Annotated in this window: 18 protein-coding genes and 1 tRNA gene; 8 read left to right on the top strand and 11 right to left on the bottom strand. The window is 67.5% G+C overall.

Translation table 11 applies throughout. From position 1 onward, the window contains the following. The first annotated feature begins 258 nt into the window (after window positions 1–258). On the top strand, window positions 259–915 hold the full coding sequence (locus NQ152_RS03585; RefSeq protein WP_257503432.1) for a fasciclin domain-containing protein: 657 nt from the start codon (window positions 259–261) through the stop codon (window positions 913–915). Between the two features lie 200 nt (window positions 916–1,115). After that, a tRNA-Lys gene (locus tag NQ152_RS03590) sits at window positions 1,116–1,188 on the top strand. 69 nt (window positions 1,189–1,257) lie between these two features. On the opposite strand, the gene NQ152_RS03595 is transcribed toward NQ152_RS03590, so the two are convergent. The 3 genes from NQ152_RS03595 to NQ152_RS03605 are packed head-to-tail and all read right to left on the bottom strand — an operon-like array spanning window position 1,258 to window position 4,692. Continuing rightward, complete coding sequence (locus NQ152_RS03595) at window positions 1,258–1,791, bottom strand: GNAT family N-acetyltransferase (RefSeq protein WP_257523030.1); 534 nt, start codon at window positions 1,789–1,791, stop codon at window positions 1,258–1,260. Beyond that, on the bottom strand, window positions 1,784–2,365 hold the full coding sequence (locus NQ152_RS03600) for an isochorismatase family protein (RefSeq protein WP_257523031.1): 582 nt from the start codon (window positions 2,363–2,365) through the stop codon (window positions 1,784–1,786). The genes NQ152_RS03595 and NQ152_RS03600 overlap by 8 nt, the downstream gene beginning before the upstream one ends. Further along, entirely contained in the window at window positions 2,362–4,692 is a 2,331-nt protein-coding gene (locus tag NQ152_RS03605; RefSeq protein ID WP_257523032.1) for an efflux RND transporter permease subunit, read from the bottom strand. Before NQ152_RS03605 ends, NQ152_RS03600 begins: the two co-directional genes overlap by 4 nt. 56 nt (window positions 4,693–4,748) lie before the next feature. Here NQ152_RS03605 and NQ152_RS03610 point away from each other — a divergent pair, with 56 nt between their 5' ends. Then, the gene (locus NQ152_RS03610; RefSeq protein ID WP_257523033.1) at window positions 4,749–5,714 is read left to right on the top strand and encodes an EamA family transporter; all 966 of its coding nucleotides are present in this window, start codon (window positions 4,749–4,751) and stop codon (window positions 5,712–5,714) included. A gap of 28 nt (window positions 5,715–5,742) precedes the next feature. On the opposite strand, the gene NQ152_RS03615 is transcribed toward NQ152_RS03610, so the two are convergent. Together NQ152_RS03615 and NQ152_RS03620 are read right to left on the bottom strand one after the other, a co-directional pair. Further along, window positions 5,743–6,138, bottom strand: coding sequence for a hypothetical protein (locus NQ152_RS03615; protein WP_257503438.1), 396 nt, complete (start codon window positions 6,136–6,138; stop codon window positions 5,743–5,745). A 229-nt stretch (window positions 6,139–6,367) separates the two neighbouring features. Next, complete coding sequence (locus tag NQ152_RS03620; RefSeq protein WP_306815617.1) at window positions 6,368–6,547, bottom strand: nucleic acid/nucleotide deaminase domain-containing protein; 180 nt, start codon at window positions 6,545–6,547, stop codon at window positions 6,368–6,370. A gap of 117 nt (window positions 6,548–6,664) precedes the next feature. Here NQ152_RS03620 and NQ152_RS03625 point away from each other — a divergent pair, with 117 nt between their 5' ends. Then, entirely contained in the window at window positions 6,665–7,456 is a 792-nt protein-coding gene (locus NQ152_RS03625; protein ID WP_257523034.1) for a ZIP family metal transporter, read from the top strand. A 73-nt stretch (window positions 7,457–7,529) separates the two neighbouring features. On the opposite strand, the gene NQ152_RS03630 is transcribed toward NQ152_RS03625, so the two are convergent. Next, window positions 7,530–8,828, bottom strand: a complete 1,299-nt coding sequence (locus NQ152_RS03630; RefSeq protein ID WP_257503439.1) for a sodium:proton antiporter — start codon at window positions 8,826–8,828, stop codon at window positions 7,530–7,532. Between the two features lie 915 nt (window positions 8,829–9,743). Between NQ152_RS03630 and NQ152_RS03635 the strand changes: the two genes are divergently transcribed. Next, window positions 9,744–10,151 (top strand): DUF6157 family protein, encoded by a 408-nt coding sequence (locus NQ152_RS03635; RefSeq protein WP_257503440.1) that lies wholly within the window; start codon window positions 9,744–9,746, stop codon window positions 10,149–10,151. Window positions 10,152–10,227: 76 nt separating this feature from the next. Here the strand turns inward: NQ152_RS03635 and NQ152_RS03640 are convergent, their stop codons facing one another. From NQ152_RS03640 to NQ152_RS03650, 3 genes are all read right to left on the bottom strand, one after another. Continuing rightward, the gene (locus NQ152_RS03640) at window positions 10,228–10,776 is read right to left on the bottom strand and encodes a hypothetical protein (protein ID WP_257503441.1); all 549 of its coding nucleotides are present in this window, start codon (window positions 10,774–10,776) and stop codon (window positions 10,228–10,230) included. A gap of 321 nt (window positions 10,777–11,097) precedes the next feature. Further along, window positions 11,098–11,490, bottom strand: coding sequence for a hypothetical protein (locus NQ152_RS03645; RefSeq protein ID WP_257523035.1), 393 nt, complete (start codon window positions 11,488–11,490; stop codon window positions 11,098–11,100). Further along, the gene (locus NQ152_RS03650) at window positions 11,487–11,924 is read right to left on the bottom strand and encodes a DUF6069 family protein (protein WP_257503443.1); all 438 of its coding nucleotides are present in this window, start codon (window positions 11,922–11,924) and stop codon (window positions 11,487–11,489) included. Before NQ152_RS03650 ends, NQ152_RS03645 begins: the two co-directional genes overlap by 4 nt. 113 nt (window positions 11,925–12,037) lie before the next feature. On the opposite strand from NQ152_RS03650, the gene sigJ reads away from it, so the two are divergent. Both sigJ and NQ152_RS03660 read left to right on the top strand, forming a co-directional pair. Then, a complete protein-coding gene (gene sigJ, locus NQ152_RS03655; RefSeq protein ID WP_374113549.1) occupies window positions 12,038–12,940 on the top strand; it encodes an RNA polymerase sigma factor SigJ in 903 nt (300 codons plus the stop codon). A gap of 390 nt (window positions 12,941–13,330) precedes the next feature. Further along, window positions 13,331–13,900: a dihydrofolate reductase family protein gene (locus NQ152_RS03660; RefSeq protein ID WP_257523037.1), complete on the top strand. Its 570-nt coding sequence runs from the start codon at window positions 13,331–13,333 to the stop codon at window positions 13,898–13,900. Window positions 13,901–14,163: 263 nt separating this feature from the next. On the opposite strand, the gene NQ152_RS03665 is transcribed toward NQ152_RS03660, so the two are convergent. Continuing rightward, window positions 14,164–15,582, bottom strand: coding sequence for an MFS transporter (locus tag NQ152_RS03665; protein WP_257523038.1), 1,419 nt, complete (start codon window positions 15,580–15,582; stop codon window positions 14,164–14,166). Here NQ152_RS03665 and NQ152_RS03670 point away from each other — a divergent pair. Next, window positions 15,566–16,072: a CGNR zinc finger domain-containing protein gene (locus tag NQ152_RS03670; RefSeq protein ID WP_257523039.1), complete on the top strand. Its 507-nt coding sequence runs from the start codon at window positions 15,566–15,568 to the stop codon at window positions 16,070–16,072. The genes NQ152_RS03665 and NQ152_RS03670 overlap by 17 nt on opposite strands. A gap of 125 nt (window positions 16,073–16,197) precedes the next feature. Here the strand turns inward: NQ152_RS03670 and NQ152_RS03675 are convergent, their stop codons facing one another. After that, window positions 16,198–19,524, bottom strand: coding sequence for a hypothetical protein (locus NQ152_RS03675; RefSeq protein ID WP_257523075.1), 3,327 nt, complete (start codon window positions 19,522–19,524; stop codon window positions 16,198–16,200). Window positions 19,525–19,615: the final 91 nt, after the last annotated feature.

The raw sequence follows: 19,615 nt of genomic DNA on the forward strand, positions 1-19,615 counted from the left end.
CCCAGGACGGCCCTGCTCCCCGTGCGCGACGCGAGGGTTGACACACGGCGGTTGATGGGATCTGGATCCGCAAGGCGTGGACATGACCGCTGTCAGCCCCCACCCGGCTGCGAAACCGGCGGATTCCGGGCGGACGCCGATGCCCGTCCCATCCGATCCGGACCTCGCGCCGAAGACCTTGTGTAGGCCGCCTCGGTGGCCCACAGCACCGCTGGCCCTGCGACGCCGCATCGGCGACGCGAAACCTAGGAGGACATCATGTCCCGCAAGAAGCTGTACCTGCTCGCACTTCCGATCGCATTCGCCGCCGCCATCACCCTCAGCGCCTGTTCCTCGGGCGCGAGCACCACGACCGAGACCACCGCACCGCCCATGTCCGAGGAGAGCATGACGCCGGAGACCGAGATGGATCCGGCGGCCGACCTGGTCGGGGCCGGCTGCGCGGGCTACGCCGAGGCGGTGCCCGAGGGAGCGGGCTCGGTCGAGGGAATGTCGCAGGATCCCGTCGCCACCGCAGCATCGAACAACCCGCTGCTGACGACGCTGACCGCTGCGGTCTCGGGTCAGCTGAACCCGAACGTCAACCTGGTGGACACGCTCAACGGAGACGAGTTCACGGTCTTCGCGCCGGTCGATGACGCGTTCGCGAAGATCGACCCGGCCACCATCGAGGTGCTCAAGACCGACAGCGATCTGCTGACGTCGATCCTGACGTATCACGTCGTTCCCGGTCAGGTCGCACCGGACGACGTCGCCGGCACGCACACCACGGTCAACGGCGCAGACCTCGAGGTCACCGGCAGCGGAGACGACCTGATGGTCAACGGCGAGGCCGCCGTCATCTGCGGTGGCGTCAAGACTGCCAACGCGACCGTCTACCTCATCGACACGGTGCTGATGCCGCCGGCGATGTAACCAGACCGCCGGCTGAGCCGGCATCCCGGGGGGCGGAGCGACCGCCGACGCTTGCGAGGTGGCGTCGGCGGTCGCTCTGGTCGTGCACCCCACCCGCTCCCCTGTCACGACACGCCGCAGCTGTTCGCAGATCGTGACAGCCGAACGCGTGAGTGCGATGCTGCGAGGCATGGTCCCAGCCGAAGTAGGCTGGAGGTCGCGGGCCTCTAGCTCAGTCGGTAGAGCATCGGACTTTTAATCCGCGGGTCGTGGGTTCGAGCCCCACGGGGCCCACTCGCGCGAAGGGACGCCCCTCAGGGTGTCCCTTCCGTCATGCCGGGCCGCGCAGATGCCCGGGGCCGGTCACAGCGCACGGAGCATCTCACGCTCCACACCGTTCGGCCCGGCCGAGGTCATCCCCGTGGCGACGAACCCGACCCGGGCATAGGCGGCCTGCGCACGGGCGTTGTCCTCGTGCACGTCGAGGGCGAGTTCGCGCTGCCCCTGATCACCGGCCCATTCGGCCGCGGCATCCATCAGGGCGGAGAGGATGCCGCCGCCGCGGTGGGACGGACGGATGTAGACGGCGACCACCAGAGCGCGACCTGCGACGTGCGGGCGACCGAAGTAGTCCACCCCTCCGGGTTCGGGAATCAGCACCGTCGCAGTGCCCACCCAATCGCGGCCGGCCTCGGCGATGAACTGCGCCGAGAACTCGCCGAGCGCCGCACCGGCCGCGCGTTCCTGCCAGAACCCCGCGGGACGCGCCTGAGCCTGATCATGCGTCTCCAGGAAGGCGATGCCCGCGGCCGGGTCGCGGAGCGCCTCGAGCCGGATGCTGCGCACCCGATCCGCCTCGCTCAGCCGCACGCGACGCACCGCTGCGGAATCAGGCACGTGAGTCGAGGAGGACGGCGCCGGCGTGGGCGATCTCGGCGAGTGCCCTTTCGCTGGAGTCCGGATGGACACCGGCCACCAGATCGGTGAAGACCCGCACACGGCGGCCATGCTCTATGGCGTCCAGCGCGGACGCGCGGACGCAGTAGTCGGTCGCGAGCCCGGCGATGTCGATGTCGATGATCCCGTACTGCTCGAGCAGGTGCCCGGCAGTGACACCGTCGTCGGTCATGCCCTCGAACAGCGAGTAGGCCGGCCTGCCCTGACCCTTCTTCAGGTGGTGCGTGACCGTGGAGGTGTCGAAGCCCTCGTCGTACTCCGCGCCGAACGTCCCGGCGACGCAGTGGACGGGCCAGGTATCGATGAAGTCGGGTTCGCCGGATGCGAAGTGGCCGCCGTTGTCGTTGTCGCCGTCGTGCCAGTCGCGCGAGGCGACCACGATGCGGTAGTCACCCGCATGCTCAGCGAGGAACCGGGTGACGCGCTCGGCGACCTGGTCGCCACCGACCACGCCCAGCGCGCCGCGCTCGGTGAAGTCGTTCTGGACATCGACGATGAACAGCGCTCGGGTCATGACCCGAGGGTACGACGGTACTCCTCGCGTGTCAGCGGGTGCCCGTCGTCGGCGAGCACTTCCGGCACCGTGTTCGCAGGCACCGGCGCCTCTGCGACGGCTCCGCCGTTCCCGGCCTGCGGCTGCGGGCGACCGGTCACCTCCGGTCCGCGTCGCCACAGCTTCGACGGCCACCAGATCGCCCGTCCGATGTCGTAGGACAGTGCCGGGACGAGCAGCGAGCGCACGACGAACGTGTCCAGCAGGACGCCGAAGGCGACGATGAACGCGATCTGCGCGAGGAACAGGATCGGAATGACCCCGAGCGCCGCGAAGGTGGCGGCCAGGACCAGGCCGGCCGAGGTGATCACCCCGCCGGTGGTGACCAGACCGCGCAGGATGCCGCGTCTCGTTCCGTGCACGAGAGATTCCTCCCGCACCCGAGACATCAGGAAGATGTTGTAATCCACCCCCAGCGCGACCAGGAACACGAACCCGTACAGCGGCACTGCGGGGTCGGCACCCGGGAAATCGAACACGTTGTTGAACACGAGCGCGCTGACGCCCAGGGCCGCACCGAAGGACAGCACGGTGCTCAGGATGAGCAGGACCGGCGCCAGGATGGAGCGCAGCAGCAGCATCAGGATGAGCAGAATCACGAACAGGATGACGGGGATGATCAAGGTGCGGTCCCGGATCGATGTGTCGTTCGTATCGACATCCGTCGCCGTGACTCCGCCGACCAGAGCGGTGCCCTCGCCCAACTCGTCCGTGAAGGTGGCCCGCAGTTCACGCACGGTGTCCTCCGCGGTCACCGAATCGGCCGTATCCGTGAGCGTCCCCACCAGCAGCACGTCTGCGTCCACGACGGTCGGCTCCGGGGCCGCGGCTCCGGGCGGACCGGGCGCGGTGAACACCGGCGCGCCGGCCTCGATCGCCACGGCGGCCTGACCGGTGGGGGAATCCGCGGAGACGATGGCGACGGACTCGACACCGGAGTTGTCGTCGAGGACGCCCACCGCATCCACGATCTGATCCTCCGGGACGATGACGTACACCGGGCTGCCGGATCCGGCGGGGAAGTGCTCCGCGAGCACTTCCTGCCCGTCTCGTGCCTCGGATGCCCCGAGCACCAGGTCGCTGGAGGGAACGCCGTCGGCCTTCAGCTGCAGCGCTCCCGCGCACGCGGCCAGCAGCACCAGGGTCGTGATGATCCAGACCGGGCGCGGATGCAGTGCGACCAGGCGTGCCTGCTTGGCCCAGAATCCCTTCACCGGCTGGGTGAGATCCGCAGGCAGCTCAGCGGCAGGCTGCTTCGGGATGAAGGGCCAGAACGCGGCGCGGCCGACGAGCGCGAGCAGCGCGGGGAGGAAGGTCAGGGCGGAGAGCATCGAGAACGCGATGCCGATCGACGCGATCGGGCCGAGCGCGCGGTTGGTGGCGAGGTCGGACAGGAGCAGACAGAGCAGACCCGCGATGACCGTGCCGCCGGAGGCGAGGATCGGCTCGAACGCGCCCCGCCACGCGCGCGTGACGCTGTCCCACTTGGTCGCTCCGTCGGCGACGGCTTCCTTGAATCGAGCCACGTACAGCAGCGCATAGTCCGTCGCGGCGCCGATCACGAGGATGAACAGGATGCCCTGCACCTGGCCGTTGAGCACGACGATGCCGGCCTTCGCCAGCCACCACACCGTCAGCAAGGCCACACACAGCGCGAAAAGCGACGTCATCAGCACGAGCACCGGCAGCAGCGGCGATCGGTAGACGATGATCAGGATCACGAAGACGGCGCCCAGCGCAGTCAGCAGCAGCAGTCCGTCGATGCCCAGGAATCCGCTGACCAGATCGGCGGTGAACCCGGCTGGACCGGTCACCCACCCCTCCAGCCCCTCCGGCAGCTCGGATTCGAGTGTCGCCGCGATCTCCTCGACGATCTCGCGGATCTCACCGTCCGTGGCGACCGGCACAAAGATCTGCGCGGCCTGACCGTCCTCGGAGATCACCGGCGGCGACACGTCACCGGACACGCCGTCCAGGGCGCCGATGTCGGCTGAGACCGTCTGCAGAGTGGCGATCTCGTCGTCCGTGAGCGAGTCGTCGCCCGCGATGACCACAACAGCCGGGATGGTGTCTCCCCCGGTGAAATCCGCGAGCCGTTCGCTGACCTGCGTCGCATCTGCGCTCTGCGGGAGGAACGAGGACTGGTCGTTCGTGGAGACCTCGCCCACCTTGCCGAAGTACGGCCCGCCGATGGCCCCGCCGATGAGCCAGACCAACGCCAGCACGATCGGGATGCCGATCCTCAACCACCGAGTCGGCTGACGGAGCGCGGAGGGCGATTTCTGCATATCGCTAGCTTATCTAGCAATATCCCGAACGGCGAAATCTCTAAGCTGGAGCGACCATGCTCTCGGCCGTGCTCGCCTTCGTCGGTGCCGTCGTCTACGGGGCGGCCGACTTCCTGGGCGGTCTGGCCGCGAAGCGGTTGCGCTCGATCGTCGTGACCGCCGTGGCCGCAGCATCCGGTCTGGCTGTGCTCGGCGCCGCCCTGCCCTTCGTGGGCGGAACCTGGACGGCGTCGGACGTCGCCTGGGGCGCGCTGTCCGGGGCGATCGGCGTCGTCGCGATCGCGCTGCTGTACGCGTGCCTGGCCATCGGTCCGATGAGCATCCTCTCGCCGCTGACCGCGGTGGTCTCGGCGATCGCCCCGATGCTGTGGGGGCTGCTCGTCGACGGCGAGACACTCTCTCCCGTCGGCTATGCGGGGCTCGGCGTCGCGATCGTGGCCGTCGTGCTGGTCGGGTTCATCCCGGGCGAGAAGATGGTCCGGCCGAGCACCCGCGGGTTGCTCATGGCTGTCGGTGCGGGGCTGGCGATCGGCGCTTTCCTCATCGTCATCGACCAGACCAGCGACCAGAGCGGTGTGGTTCCGCTGATCCTCAACCGCGGCACCAACCTGCTGATCACGGTCACCGTCGTCGCCGTCCTGGCCATCCGAGCTGTCGTCAAAGGGCGACCGGCCGCCTCCGTCGTGAACGCCGCGGGCCTCCGGGTCGGCGCCACACCCACCGGCCATGCCGACCTCGAGCATGCGGTCCACGGCGATCCGCAGAGTGTCCGGCTGCCCACCACGCGCACCCGCGCATGGTGGCTGGCGATCGCATGCGGCGTGGTGGATGCCGCGGCCAACGCCCTCCTGCTGCTCGCGCTGCGCGCCGGTGAACTGTCGATCGTCTCGGCCCTCACTGCGCTGTATCCGGCCGGGACGATCGTCCTCGCCGCGATCGTGCTGCGTGAGCGCGTCGCCTGGCTGCAGTGGGCCGGCCTGGCGCTCGCCCTGGTCGCCGGGGGCATGCTCGCACTGGCGTGACCGCCCGCCGGCGCCGACACACCGCGGCTCAGCCGCGCGCGAACAGCAGCACTGAGGACGCGATCAGCCCCGCCACGCCCAGCGCGAGGAACCCACCGGCGAGCAACGTGAGCGCCCGAACCAGCGGCGAGCCGTGCGTGAACCGCATACGGTTCTGCCAGCCGCGCCGGACGAAGATGTCGTACATGCCGGCGCCGCCGACCGCGTGGATCTGTTCGGATGTGAGCGGCGCCTCGTTCACGCCACCGTCCTCGCCGAACCAGCGCACGACCGTGCCGTGCTCCGTGGCTTCCACGACGGCGCGCACCGGGACCCAGGTCCCGTCGACCAGGTGAACGACCAGGGCGATGACTGCCAGGAGGACTCCGGCCCCGAGTCCGACCCAGGTGAAGATCTCGATGACGGCATCGATCGCTTTGTCCATGTCGCTGAGCCACCCCTGTCGCTGATCCTAGATCAGGGCCTGCAGCGGCCAGACTTGTTCGCGTCACCGCCCGCATGAACGACAGGCCGCGACAGGCGACCCGATGTGACGACGTCTTGAGGAACCTGGACCTGACCGGGGGTTTCCCGCCCGGTGCGTTCGATGTGCCGAGACCAGTGTAACGGATGCGTCGACGCGCCCCGGCGTAGCTCGAAACCATCGAAAGCCGCTAGTGGATGCCGTAGGCCCTCATGTGGTCGGTGGCTCGGCTGCCGCGTTTGGCGATGGAGGAGAAGATCTCCGCGTTGAAGGTGCGCTCGAGTTCGGGAAGACACTCGCCGCACGGAATCCGCTCCGAGAACAGCTGCTCCAACGCGACATTTTCGCGGCCGAACCGGTTGCGCAGCAGGCAACGACGAGTCCGCCTTCACGGCGTCGGTGCGATGCCTTGAAGGTGCTGGTCAGCGGTGTCATAGTTGATCGCCCGGCGGACGTTACACGCGGTCCACCGTTGGGAGTTGGACGCATGTGGATGATCTTGTTGTTCGGAGCCGTCGCATCCGTCGCGCTCGTGATCGGCGCTGCGGTGGGTGCCCGGCTGGAGCTGCCCAAACGTCTGCTCGCGATTCTCTTGTCTTTCGCGGCCGGAGCGTTGATCACGGCCCTTTCGTTCGAGTTGTTCGAGGACTCCTATGAGCGCGGTGGGATCTGGCTTGCGGTGGTCGGCTTGTTCGCCGGCGCGGTAGTGTTCACGATCCTCAGCGCGCTTCTGGACCGCTGGGCTCAAGCCGGATCGCGTTCGAAGCCTGCGGACGAGGTCAAGGGGAGCGTCAAGCTGGACACGGACGCCGCCGCAGCGGGCCGGAGCGCCAGCTCGGCGACAACCCGAGGCACCGCCGGGGTGGCGCTTTTGGCCGCTGTGACGCTGGACGGCGTCCCAGAGAATCTGGCACTGGGCATCTCGCTGACTGAGGGCACCGGCAGCATCGCGCTGCTCGCGGCGATCTTTGCATCCAACCTTCCCGAGGCGCTTGTCGGCGCTGCCTCGATGCGGGACCAGGGACGGACTACCTCGCAGATCATGTGGTTGTGGACGGCGTGTGCTGTCCTCCTCAGCGGTGCGGTTGTGGCTGGAGCGGTATTCCTTTCTCAGAGCGACCCGGCAGTGGTTTCCTTGCCGTTGGCGTTCGCGGCCGGAGCCGTGATCGCCTCCTTGGCAGACACCCTCATGCCGGAGGCGTACGAGCACGGTGGCCCTGCGGTCGCGTTGAGCACGGCCGCGGGGTTCGCGGTGTCCTTCGCACTGTCGCTCGCGTAGCCGATGAGACCCCTGGTGCTTCTTGCGGTGCCGGCGGTCCCCAGCTCTCCCGCTCATCGCTTCGCGTCGGGCTTCAGACGGGTGTGTTGGTCGCTCCCGCGTCGTTCTCCGGTCGCTGCGCGCGGCGCCGCCGCGCTCGGTCGAGAAGCGTCATGGTGGGAGTTGCTGCCACCCCATGAATCAGGATGGAGCCGAGAACCACGACGGACGCGATCGCCCAGAGCCGTTCACCGCCGGGAAAGTCGCCGTTCTCGAGTGCATAGGCGATGTAGAACAGGGAACCGACCCCTCGAACGCCGAAGAACGCGATCACCGCTCGTTCTCGGGGACCTGTCTTCCCCGGCGTAAGACCAACCCAGCCGCTGAGGGGTCGGATGACCAGAAGGACCGCCGCAGCAACGAGGATATCCGGGAGTGTCAACGACTGAAGCAGTCCACGGGCAACAGCCCCGCCGAGGAGAATGAGCACAGCCACAGTGAGGAGCCGTTCCACTTGCTCGACGAAGGTGTGCAGGACCGAGTGGAGTCCATGGGCTCGTTCTGCCGCTCTGATGGTGCAGGCACAGACGAAGACCGCGAGGAATCCGTATCCTTCAGCGACTTCCGCTGCTCCATAGGCGAGGAAAGTCGCCGCCAGGGCGATGAACCCGTCGGCTTTGTCGGTGAATCCCAACCGTTGCGAGAGTCCGGAGAAGAACAGGCGGCGTAACAGCCACCCCACACCGAGGCCGAGGAGCATGCCGAGAGCCAGACGCCACCCGACGTCGATCAGCAACCACTCACTGAGCCACCCCGACGGGGCCAGACCGACGGTACTGATCGCGATGGCGGCGTATGTGAACGGGAACGCGAGGCCGTCGTTGAGGCCGGCTTCGGAGGTGATCGCGAAGCGAGCCTCGTCGTCGTCGCCGTGGTCATCTTCGGTGAGCGGTTCGGCGACCTGCACTTCGCTGGCCAGCACAGGGTCGGTGGGTGCCAGAGCCGCCCCAAGCAGGATCGCGCTGGCGGCACCAAGCCCGAGTCCCCACCAGCCCAGCAGCGCAACCGCGACGATCGACAAGGGCATCGTGATGCCCAGCAGCCGCCACGTGGTGGACCACGTGCGCCAGCTGAAGACCCTGTTGATCGCAAGCCCAGCGCCCATCAGAGAGATGATGACGCAGAGCTCGGTGAGGTGGACGGCGATGACGGGATGCTCCGTCGGATTGGGATCTGGCAATCCGGGGACGATGGTGAACGCAACGATGCCTGCACCAACGAAGACCATGGGCATGGACACCGGTGCTTTGCCGAGCAGTCGCGGCAGCAAGGCAGCGAACACGGTCGCAATGCCAGCCGAAAGGTAGACCAGCCCGACAGGATCCAACGTCATTTGTGTGCCCCTCGGTGGGGTGAGGAGGGCTATCCCGGGGTGGACCATGGTGTGGTCCAACTGGCAGGTCTCCCGTGTGCAGGTTGAGGTGTACGCCCGATCAGCCGAGTCGGATGGAGGCGTGATGATCACCGCGCACGCCGACGAGAATGCACCCGGGGACCTGACGTCGAAGCCGCCACTCGACCGCGCTGCAGTCGACAGCATCGGCTGCAATATGACGGTGTCGGAATGATCGATGTCCGCGAGTGCTGCGCGTGGGGAGAATGTTTGCGTCGTCGTCCCCTGCGAGGAGGGACCCGCTTGTCTAGGCGATGTGCTTCATGGGGAGACCATATGTCGAGAAGCGTCCGCTGAGTTGACGGTTGACTTTCTGACGCAACACTGAGCGAACCCTCAATGAAGTCGGCCGACGGCGGGTGCAGGCGTGCCGTAGTGGTTGACCCCGTGAGCAGCACCCGAACGAGGCCAGACCCTCTTCAGCGACGAAGTGGCAGATGACCAGCCCGCAAAGACCGGATCGGTTCGATGACGACACCTCCGCGGCCCATGCCCTCGTCGCCTCGCTCAACGCGGACCAAGGCACCGCCCAGACTCGCCGACATGGACGCGCCGTGAGCGGACCGATCGCTGTGCCGGCGCGAGTGGGCGACGGCTGTGGAGGAGGAATCGTGCGATCGTCGGGCAAGGTGGGCTGATGACCGATCTCACGGGCTCGATCGCCGCCAGTGGAGACTTCTACCGTCTGCGCAGCTCGACGCACTCGACGGTCTGCGCGGCTCGTGAGGCCGGCCACCCGAGGATCAGCGCTGAGGCGGTGAACCTGTCGCGCTCAGCGACAAGAAGCTCAGGGCCACCATTTTTCAGGATCGACGTCGCCACCCGCTACTACCCTCGGCGGGAGGAGGATGCACGATGCACACGACGAACTACTACAACACCTTCATCGAAGTCGCCGAAGACTGCCCGGTCGAGTCCGCACAGGAACCGCCCGCCGTGATGAACGCGACCATCGCGGCGCTGCATTACGATCTCATCGCGGCGGAGCCGTATACGCGCACTTCCGACGACGTGATTTTCGAGACCCATGCGCGCCGTGCCGGGATTCCCGATGACGAACGGGATGCCGCCCGGGCGGCGTTCTTTGCCAAGGGGCAGCCGTGCCTGCGCTCGTCGCCGCTGGGCAAGCGCTACGGGTGGGGCGTCCACTCGGACGCGGACGGGCGGGTTGCGGCGTATCCGGTGGAGTCCGACGAGTACCGTCGGCTGGCCGGCGATCCCGCCGTCGCGCACACGCGCGCTATGAGGTCGCGACGCGCGTGACTGATCAGCATCGCGGTCGCGGTGTGCGAGAGCACGCGGCCGGGTACTCGGCCACACGTGGGCGGGGCCTCGTGCGTCAGGGCAACGGGTCCATCATCACTTGCAGCTCTACCGTGGGCTCGGCGAACGCGGGCCCCAGGATGGTCGAAGTGTCGCCGGGGGTGATGCTTGTCACACTCACCGTTCCCGATTCGGCGGTTCCCCAGACCTTCGTTCCGGGTATGGCGACGTCAGTCGGCATCTCCGGAATTCCCAGGGCTGTGATGGACGCGGCGAGCTGATCCCACAGCGCTTGGTCTCCCCCGACATAGAAAGAGGCCGTCCAATCCGACCCGCGAATCATCGTGCAGGACGGGACCGGCGCGTCGATGGCTTCACCGACGGGGACGTCCTGCCAGCTGCCCTCCTCCCATGTCGTGCTGCCCGAGCTCGCAGCGTTCAAGGTGTCGGCAACACCCGGTGGGCAGGGCGCGTAGTCGCTGGTTTCCGGTGCCGCCGGCTCCGCTGTCGTCGGATCTGCCTTCGGCGTCGACGCCGCCGTCCCCTCCGGCGCCGGTTCATCAGCGGCGGGCGCGCCACCCGCACATCCCGCGATCAGCAGCAGGGCCACCACCGTGGCCGTCATTCCCCATGCTTTGGCGCCACTCACGACACCACCCCCCAGCGTGTCAGTTGCCGACGAGTATCCTCTCGCGGGTCGTTGGCCGCCAGCCCGCTGAGGGATCCTCATCGTGTGGCGTCTGTAGAGCGGTACGACGCTGGGCCGATGGATGGAATACAGATCGGATACGCCAGGGTCCATGAGCAAGCACACCGAGCCGAACACAGCCTCGTCCGGCGCAGCCCCTGACCCTTGCGCGCCGGCGGGTCGCGGGCTCGACGACCACGCCGGGAGTTCCGGAGGCGCGCTAAGTCTTCGGAGCGCGCCGGAGAAGGACGCGCGCCGCTACGCCTGTCGGGTTGCCCGCGCCGCCGATACAGTCGCAACGATGCCGGCAGACAGCGCGGTGAGAAGGCCGACCAACTGCATCCAGGTGCCGGCGAACGGACCGATGTCCGCAGGGTTGATCAGCCGATCGCCTGTGCCCGCCAAGAACATCCCGGTGAGGACGAAAGCCGCGGCAATCAGGCCTAACACGGGGATGAATCGCCAAGGCACGACCGCCACGACCACGGCGACCGCGGCCAGGATGATCGGTCCCGGCGGTACGACGGGAAAACCGGGAACGCCGGTCAGGAACTGGATGAGGATGCCGAGGGCAGCGACCAATAAGGCGGCGACGAGCGTGAGGCGCGCACCGCGCGGGCGGAAGCGTGTCGAGTTCGTCGGCATGCTCACCCCTCTCTGCTCAGGTGACGGTTCATCGCCGCGACTGTCGTCGCACGACGCTGTGAACCTCGTCGCGGAAGGAGAACGATGAGGGTCAGGCCCACAGCCAGATGCATGAGTCCGAGCGCGATGACTGTCGCAAGGGAAGCGCCGAGCAGGAACAGAGAGACCACGGACACCACGAGCACCGCCACCGCTGTTATCGTCCAGACCCTGGTTCCGTTCTCCGAGCGCCTCTCCAACACCGCTAGCAGTGCCCATGCGGCGGCCGCGGCGACGGCCGCCGTGATGAGGACGAGTGGGATGCTGATCGCGACGGGGCCGGCCACGGGGCTGGTGACCTCGAGTCGAACCCCCGCGATGGAGGCGACGATCCACACGGGTACGGCGGCGGCTATTGCGATGGCGACTGCCACGAGGCGGCGCGGAAGATCGGTGAGCATGTGGTCTCCTTCATATGCATCGGGGGTTCACCTGTCCGACGGCGCAGGAGCGGGAAATGTGATCCTTCGGTCTCACATTCGGCAGGGCCGCATCGTCGAGTAGTGAGGAGGGCATGCCAGTGGACGAAGCCATGAAGCACCGCCGACAGTTGGTGGGCGTCGCGTACCGCCTGCTTGGGTCGATCACGGAGGCGGAAGACGTCACGCAGGAGGCCTATGCCCGGTGGTATGCGATGTCCCCGCAACAGCGACACGCGATCGGATCGCCCGGCGCGTGGCTTACGACTGTCGCGAGTCGTCTTTGTCTCGATGTGCTCGGATCGGCCCGTGCTCGTCGTGAACGCTACGTCGGCGAATGGATCCCCGAGCCCCTACCTGCCTACTCGCTCGACCATCAGACGGACCCAGCGGACCAAGTCACGCTCGACGAGTCGATCTCGATGGCATTCCTCGTCGTCCTAGAGCACCTCACCCCCGCAGAACGTGTCGCATTCATCCTTCACGATGTCTTCCGGTACCCCTTCACCGAGGTGGCGTCTATCGTCGGGCGCACACCCGCGGCGTGCCGCCAACTCGCCACATCGGCACGCCGCCGTATCCGCGCGTCTCGACAGGCGTCAACCCCGATCGCACAACAACGCGAGATCGTCGCAGTCTTCAAGAGTGCCTGGGAAGCGAAGGACATCCCCCGGCTCCTGACACTGTTGGATCCGAACGCGACGATAAGCGCTGACGGCGGTGGCATCGTCCCGGCCACCCTCGAGCCTGTCGAGGGTCTGAACCAGATCGCCCTGTCCTTCGCCGCGTTGGCAGATCGAGCACCGGATCTGGTGGTGAGGGAGCGCACGGTGAACGGCCAGCCCGGTCTTGTGGCAGAACAAGACGGTTCAGTGGCCGTCGTCCTCGCCTTCGAGATCGCCGGCGGCCGCATTCTCCGCATCTGGGCCATGCGGAATCCTCAGAAGCTGCGGGCCTGGGCCGACAGTGAGCGCGGTCCGACACCGAACTCCCGCTGACGGTGTCGCGAGTGGCGCCGCTCTCCGCCGCGTGACTATCGGGCTCCAGTCGTTACCGCCCGGTGAGCAACCGAACGATCAGGGCGAGTTTGTCGTGGTCATTCCTGGCGATCGCGTCGGCCCCAATTTCACTGCGAGCAAGTGGGCAGAGGATCTCGCGCCCTTACCGCCGCGGTAGCCGATCCCAATGAGTTCGACCGCCGCTGATGGATCCGCCTGCGGGCGCGACCGTACGCGGCGCTCTTTCCGCGCTGACGCTGCAGCCGAGCGGCGACCTTCGTTATCCTCACCCCATGAGCGATTCGAGCGAACGCGCGCTCCGCCTGACTGTCCATGCACTAACAGCGCGCTGCCCGGGTCAGAGGAGACCAAGGCAATGAGACCAAGGCAATGAGACCACTTCGATACTCGATCAACGTCACGCTCGACGGCTGCTGCCATCACGAGGCAGGACTTCCTCCGGACGAGGAATCGATGCGCTACTGGACCGCGGAGATGCAGCGAGCCGACGCCGTGCTGTTCGGCCGGGTGACCTACCAGATGATGGAGTCCGCGTGGCGGAAACCGGCTACGGGCACGTGGCCTGACTGGATGGATGAATGGGAGATCCCGTTCGCCGAGTCCATTGATCAGGCGAAGAAGTACGTCGTGTCCGCCACGCTTGGCCAGGTCGACTGGAATGCGGAGCTGCTGCGCGGCGAACTGGGGCCTGCGGTTCAGCGGCTCAAGCAGGAGCCAGGCGAGCGCTTGTCGGTCGGTGGCGTGACGCTGCCGCTGGCGTTGGCAGACCTGGGTTTGATCGACGAGTACGAGTTTCTCGTGCAGCCGGTGCTCGCCGGACATGGGCCGACGTTGCTGGCCGGGCTGCGCGAGCGCATCCCGCTCGAGCTCGTGGATCGCCATGAGTTCCGGTCAGGGGCGGTCGCCATGCGCTACCGACCCGCGCGAGACACGTCTTAGCCGCGCTCCGGTCTCGCTTGAGGTCGTCTCGCTGGGGCAGCGCATCAGGGGGCGAAGTGGCCCGTCTCGTTGAACGCCTGGACGACCGGGTCGCCGTTCTCCCGCGCAGTGATCGCGCTGAGGCGCGTTGCAGGACAGGCACGCGGGCGCCAGCAGCGCCCGCACGGCGTTGACCTGCGGAGACCGGAGCACGGATACCGGGCGGTCCGCTCCAGGAAGGGCCGGTCGAGCGGGTCCGGCACAGCCACGCGGACGGAGACTGTTCAGTCGCCGCCAAGATCCCGTAACGCGGGAGAAGCCGGCGCGGTGTGAGTGAGGTCGGCGATCGTGACGACGCTGCGGACCGGGGAGGCGGCGACGGGAATGGTGGCGAAGGTCATGAGCACGGCTCCGATGATCGCTGCTGGCCACGCGCCGGTGAGTGTCACAAGAACGCCGCCGGCGAGCGCACCGATCGCGAGGAAGCCCCACGATGCGAGGCGGTAGCCGGCGTTGACTCTGCCGCGGATTTCCGGCGCGACGGCGAGTTGACGGATGCTGACGGCCTGCGAGTTTGCGATGCCGATACCGACCCCGGAGACGAAGAAGGCGAGTGTCATCGCGATGAAGGTCGACGGCGTGGCCGTGGTTGCAAAAAGTACTCCTGCCAGGGGGGCGGTGTTACCGAGAAGGAGCGAGCCGATCAGGATGCGCCCATAGCCGAACCGCTCGGTGAGTCGCCGGCTGGTCACACTCCCGAGAAAGGCGCCAAGCCCCCCGCTCATGAGTACCAGCCCGAAGATGAACGGCCCGAACTTGTAGTCCTGCAACAGCAGAACCGCCAGCGCAATGGTGAAGATCTCGTTGCCGAAGTTCCATATGCTCGCCTCGGACACGAGTCCGCGCAGGACCGGATGCCTGAGCAGGACCACGATGCCGGCGCGAGCTTGACGGAACGCCGAGTCCTTGCGGGGTGTCGCGATCGGCTTCTCGTCCGCACGGACGGAGGCAATCAGGGCTCCGGAGATCAGGTAGCTGAGCCCGTTCAGACCGATCGCCACCGGCGCCGTGATCAGTTGAACGAGCGCACCACCGACCCCGGCGCCGGCGATTCCCACCGCGGATTGGGTCGCGGTGATCCCCGCGTTGGCCTGAAGGAGCTGCTGCTTCTCGACGACCAGTGGGACGAAGGCGAACTCCGCCATCGCGTACAGGACGGTGAAGGATCCGACGAGTGCTGCGGCTGCGACGAGCATCGGGATGGTGAGCCACCCGGCAAGCGCGAGCCCGCACACGATGGCGAGCAAGATCCCTCGTGCGACGTCTGCGACGATCATCAGCGGGCGACGTTTGCCGCGATCGACCAGAACGCCCAGCCACAGTGTCAGAACCAAATAAGGAAGAAGCAGCGCCGCGCGGACGAAAGAAAGCTGCGCAGCTGTCGCGCCGAGCGTTATGAGGGCCAGCACGGGGATCGCCAGTTCGCCGATTTCTCCACCCAACGCGGATATCCCGCCGGCTCCCCACACGCGTCGGAACTGCGTGTTACGCCAGACGCTGTTAACCGTCTTCATGCCAACGAAGGTTAGCGAGACACCGGCGTCGGGGCAACAGTGGTTAGATCGGTGCATGACGGAAAGCGTCGGACCAGCAGCACCCGGTGAGCTGGAGTTCGTGCGCGCGTTCGTGAACACGCTGGACATCGAGACCGGCTCCGACGCGTTGCGTGACTCCAGCCACTGGGCGGCGTGGGCCGATGCTCACGGCATCAGAGGGGCCGCATCCCCCGATGATCTGGACTCCGCACGCCGGTTGCGTGAGGCGCTTCGAGCCGGACTGCTGGCCAATCACGACAGGTCCCCACTGCCGTCCCGGATGATCGACGCTCTGCACTCCGCCGCCGACCAGTGCGATGTCAGAGTGGGATTCGACGGCGACGGCGTGAGGTTCCGGACCGCCGGCTCGGGAATGGACCTTGCCTTCGCGAGAATCGTCGCGGCAGTCGCGGCTTCGGTGAGTGATGGAACGTGGCCCAGATTGAAGTCCTGCGTCAATGACGCGTGCCAATGGGCCTTCTACGATCACTCCCGCTCGCGGACCGGTCGGTGGTGTTCGATGAGCATCTGCGGCAATCGCGCGAAACAGAAACGTTGGCGTGCCGGCCAAGGTGACCCCGAGCGTCTGCCCGCGTGAGGTCGACCGACGCGGTCGAGGACCGGCTTCCGGTCGACTCATGGGTGGCGAGTTCGGCTACCCCGGCCAGCCCGAGGCCTTCGCCGAGGGGCTTCGCGAGGTACTGGACCAGCCCTGACAGCTGTTCATTCGTCCGCAGTGGCCGCGCGACGCCGCCGTGCCAGGAGCATCCCGCCGAGCACCCCTGCCGCTGCGCCTGCGATCGTCACTGCGAGCCAGAGGGTCGGATCGCTGCCGGTCGACGCCAGCTTGCCGGAACGGGCCGTGTTCGTGTCGGGCTCGACCTGGTCGCCGCCCTCCGAGGAGGGCTGACCCGACGCGGGCGGGGTCTCCGGACTGGGCGCTTCGGGCTCGGCAGGGGCGGGCGGCTCTTCGCTCAACGCGTCTTTGAGCGGCGGGCCTGCGGTCCACAACGCGCCGGGCACCAGGATCAGACCCTGACCCTGCAGTCCGAGCGCGGCGCTGACGCTGACGCCGCTCCCGGAGTGGAAGTCCATCGAGCTGGCCCCACCGGCGACACCGGCCAGGACGGTCGCGGACCATCGCTGACCGAGGTTCTGCCCCGTGGTGTCGCAGGCGATCATCTGCAGCGGACCTGCGCCACCGTTCTGCGCATCGACGCACAGCTGCGAGACTGGATCGAACAGCTGAGAACCGAAGAGCGTGGTCGGGTCGAACGGGAGCGTCAGAGTCGCCCAGCCCGTGCCGCCGGTCACCTGACTGGGGTCGCTGGCGTCGACCGGGACGGCGATGACGTCCGGCGGAAGCTGATCGTCCAGCTGCACCGACCGATACCCGGCGCCGCTGGCATCGTCCGCGACCAACGAGAACTCGGGGACGACGATGGGTGTGATCGTCACCGAGCCGTTGGGTCCGTATCCTGCCGCCGAGGAGAGCTCGAACGACGCGTCGATCGCGCCGGCCGTTGCAAAGCTGGAACCGCCCGCACCCCCGCCCGTGCCCTTGTCCGCCGCGCAACCGTAATTGCCGCAGGAGATCACGTCACCGGACGCGCCGCCGCCGCCACCTCCACCGGTGAACCCGCCCCCGCCGCCCCCGCCACCGAGGCCGCGCAGGCCACCGGGGGCTCCGCCGGAGCCCCCCGCGCCCCCCGCCTGACCCGCTCCCGGTGCGCCGGCACCCGCCAGCGGGCTTGCATCCGATCCCCAGTTGGCACCGCCCTGGGTGAGCGTTCCGCCGCCGCCCCCACCGTCTCCGTCCGTTCCTGCGCAGGCGAGGGACACACAGGCGTTGCCGCCGCTGGTCGTGGATTCCCGGTTGGATGACCCGGACCCTCCGCCCCCGCCGGCCACCACGAGCGGGAGACTGCACGACTCGTCGAGGGACACCTGAGACGATCCGCCGCCTCCCGCGCCCACACCGTCGAACTGCCCGTTGTAGCCGTTGATGCTTCCGCCGACACCACCGCCGTTGAGACCGCCCGCTCCCCCCTGTCCGGTGTTCTGCTGCCAGTCCTGACCGGCACCGCCGACACCGACGAAGAGTTGGCTGCCGGCGATGACGGGAACGGTTGCGGTCACCACCCCGCCGGTTCCCCCCTGGCTGTCGGTTTCGTCGTACGCCATGCCGTTGCCGCCCTTGGCTCCGACGGCGACGATGGTCACCGCGTTGTATCCGGACGGCTGGACGAATTCGTTCGCACCCGAGTTGCAGTCCGCGGGGGTGGTGAAGGTGGTGGCCTGCGCGGCATCCATCGAGCTCGTGCTCGGCGGGTTCGCAACAAAGGGCACGACTCCGTCGCGCTGCGCGGCCAGAGCCGCATCGCCCACCGGAGTGGACGCGGAGGACGAGGAGGCAGCGGGGAACGGCGGGGTCTCGGGCGGACCCACCGGCAGATCCTGCACGACCATGAGCGCCCCGCCGTAGCTCTGATTCGGTGTGGAGGAGAAACCCTGCCCCGTGTCACCCATGAAGAACGGCTCCGGTTGCGAGAAGTTCGGGTCGTTGAACCCGAGTACCTGGGCCTGCCCCCAGTCCACCAGTACAGGAGGAATCGTCTGGAAGGTTCCGTTCGGCGCCGTCACGGGCGCGGCCTGCAGCGCGGGGATCCCCTCGACGGCGGCCCACGCGGAAACGCCATGCGAGATGTCGGGGACGGTCACCCCTGCCGGGATGCCTCCGATGACCGGAGCACGCGTGGCGGCAAGCGACGTGAAGTCATCGATCTGGGGGATCCGCCAGCCCGTCATGCCGGCCTGCGGAACCGCGAGATAGGAGGCGAGCACGGCCGTCGCCGGTACGACCGACGCGGCGATCACGTTGACGCTCGCCGCGGCAGGAGCCCAATCAGCGGCATAGCAGGTGCTCGGATACATGCAGTACCGGTCTTGGTCGGTGCCGGCGAGGGTCACCGGCGAGGTGGTCCACACTCGTATGAACCCGCTGCTGTCGGCCGACCCCGGGTTCGGCGACGCCGGGGTGCTGAGATCGGCGCTGACCCCGTCGGGAAGAGTCGGGAGGTTGTCGTTGGCGAGGTATGACCACGCCTGCACCGACGGCACGTACGTGTTCTCGTAGTAGTTCTGCAGATCGGCGGTGACGCCGCCGGTGGCGGACAGGTGCACGGCCTCGGCGTACGCGTTCAGGTGGAGCGTGGTGACGCCGGCATAGAACGCCGCTTGCGCCTGCATCTTGTTGGCCAGTTCGGAGGGGAGGAGCGTGCCGGACGGTGTGGACGATCCCGAAGCTTCTGCCGCCCACAGCAGCGCGCGGTAGGACCCGAATACGCCGGACTGTCCGTCCGTACCGATGAGCGCCTCGTCGAGGGCGTTGACGCTCTGCTGGCCACTCTCCACGACAGCCTTCAGTTCGTCGATCTGATCGGCCGAGAGAGAGCTGGTATTGCCGCTTGCCTGCGCCGAGGTCGTCAGGTTCGCAGACAGCTGGCAGACCAGCTGGATGTCGTTACGGACGTTCTCGAGCGCGGTATTGGCGGCGGTGACCTGGGTGACATAGGCGCCGTACTGCGCCGCTACCTCGATCTGATTGGCCAGCGCGAGCTCGTCCTGCTGAAGAGTGATGTTCAGAGTCGTGATCTCCTGCTGGACCGTGGAAAGCTGCGTCTGAATCTGCTGAAGGTCGGCGAGCTCTTCCTCTTCGATGGGAGTCGGTCCTGGGCCGCCCGTCAGCGCGTCCAGCGCCCAACCCACCAAGGCACCGCCCACCTTGCCCGCCGCACCTGAGATGACCCCGGTGAGCACGGTCGTCGCAACACCCGAGAAGATTCCCCCCGCGGTGTCCGCGGAATCGTCGAGCGTCGAGCCCAGCGCATCCGAGGCGACGGTGCGCTGAATGAGCGGACACGGTGCGGCATCGCCTACGGCAGCCGTCGATGCGAACGTGGCCGCTTCGGCGCTGTGCGGAAAAGGCACGAGCACGCCCAGAACGAGCGCGCCTCCGGCCACGGCAGTGATCCATCGTGAAACGCTCATGCAAGGTCCTTACCCCGAAGTCGATTCCGGCGCGAAGCGCCGAAAATCACTCGGTTGAATGGACCACCCGAATGGCGAGTTCAGCCTAGTG

Origin of the sequence: Microbacterium sp. zg.B48 (genome assembly GCF_024623505.1) — a bacterium.
In the GTDB taxonomy this organism is placed as follows: domain Bacteria; phylum Actinomycetota; class Actinomycetes; order Actinomycetales; family Microbacteriaceae; genus Microbacterium.

Coding starts and splice junctions, on each gene's coding strand:
- NQ152_RS03585 (WP_257503432.1), top strand. CDS start 259: ATGTCCCGCAAGAAGCTGTACCTGCTCGCACTTCCGATCGCATTCGCC.
- NQ152_RS03600 (WP_257523031.1), bottom strand. CDS start 2,365: ATGACCCGAGCGCTGTTCATCGTCGATGTCCAGAACGACTTCACCGAG.
- NQ152_RS03605 (WP_257523032.1), bottom strand. CDS start 4,692: ATGCAGAAATCGCCCTCCGCGCTCCGTCAGCCGACTCGGTGGTTGAGG.
- NQ152_RS03610 (WP_257523033.1), top strand. CDS start 4,749: ATGCTCTCGGCCGTGCTCGCCTTCGTCGGTGCCGTCGTCTACGGGGCG.
- NQ152_RS03615 (WP_257503438.1), bottom strand. CDS start 6,138: ATGGACAAAGCGATCGATGCCGTCATCGAGATCTTCACCTGGGTCGGA.
- NQ152_RS03625 (WP_257523034.1), top strand. CDS start 6,665: ATGTGGATGATCTTGTTGTTCGGAGCCGTCGCATCCGTCGCGCTCGTG.
- NQ152_RS03630 (WP_257503439.1), bottom strand. CDS start 8,828: ATGACGTTGGATCCTGTCGGGCTGGTCTACCTTTCGGCTGGCATTGCG.
- NQ152_RS03635 (WP_257503440.1), top strand. CDS start 9,744: ATGCACACGACGAACTACTACAACACCTTCATCGAAGTCGCCGAAGAC.
- NQ152_RS03640 (WP_257503441.1), bottom strand. CDS start 10,776: ATGACGGCCACGGTGGTGGCCCTGCTGCTGATCGCGGGATGTGCGGGT.
- NQ152_RS03650 (WP_257503443.1), bottom strand. CDS start 11,924: ATGCTCACCGATCTTCCGCGCCGCCTCGTGGCAGTCGCCATCGCAATA.
- sigJ (WP_374113549.1), top strand. CDS start 12,038: ATGCCAGTGGACGAAGCCATGAAGCACCGCCGACAGTTGGTGGGCGTC.
- NQ152_RS03660 (WP_257523037.1), top strand. CDS start 13,331: ATGAGACCACTTCGATACTCGATCAACGTCACGCTCGACGGCTGCTGC.
- NQ152_RS03665 (WP_257523038.1), bottom strand. CDS start 15,582: ATGTCCAGCGTGTTCACGAACGCGCGCACGAACTCCAGCTCACCGGGT.
- NQ152_RS03675 (WP_257523075.1), bottom strand. CDS start 19,524: ATGAGCGTTTCACGATGGATCACTGCCGTGGCCGGAGGCGCGCTCGTT.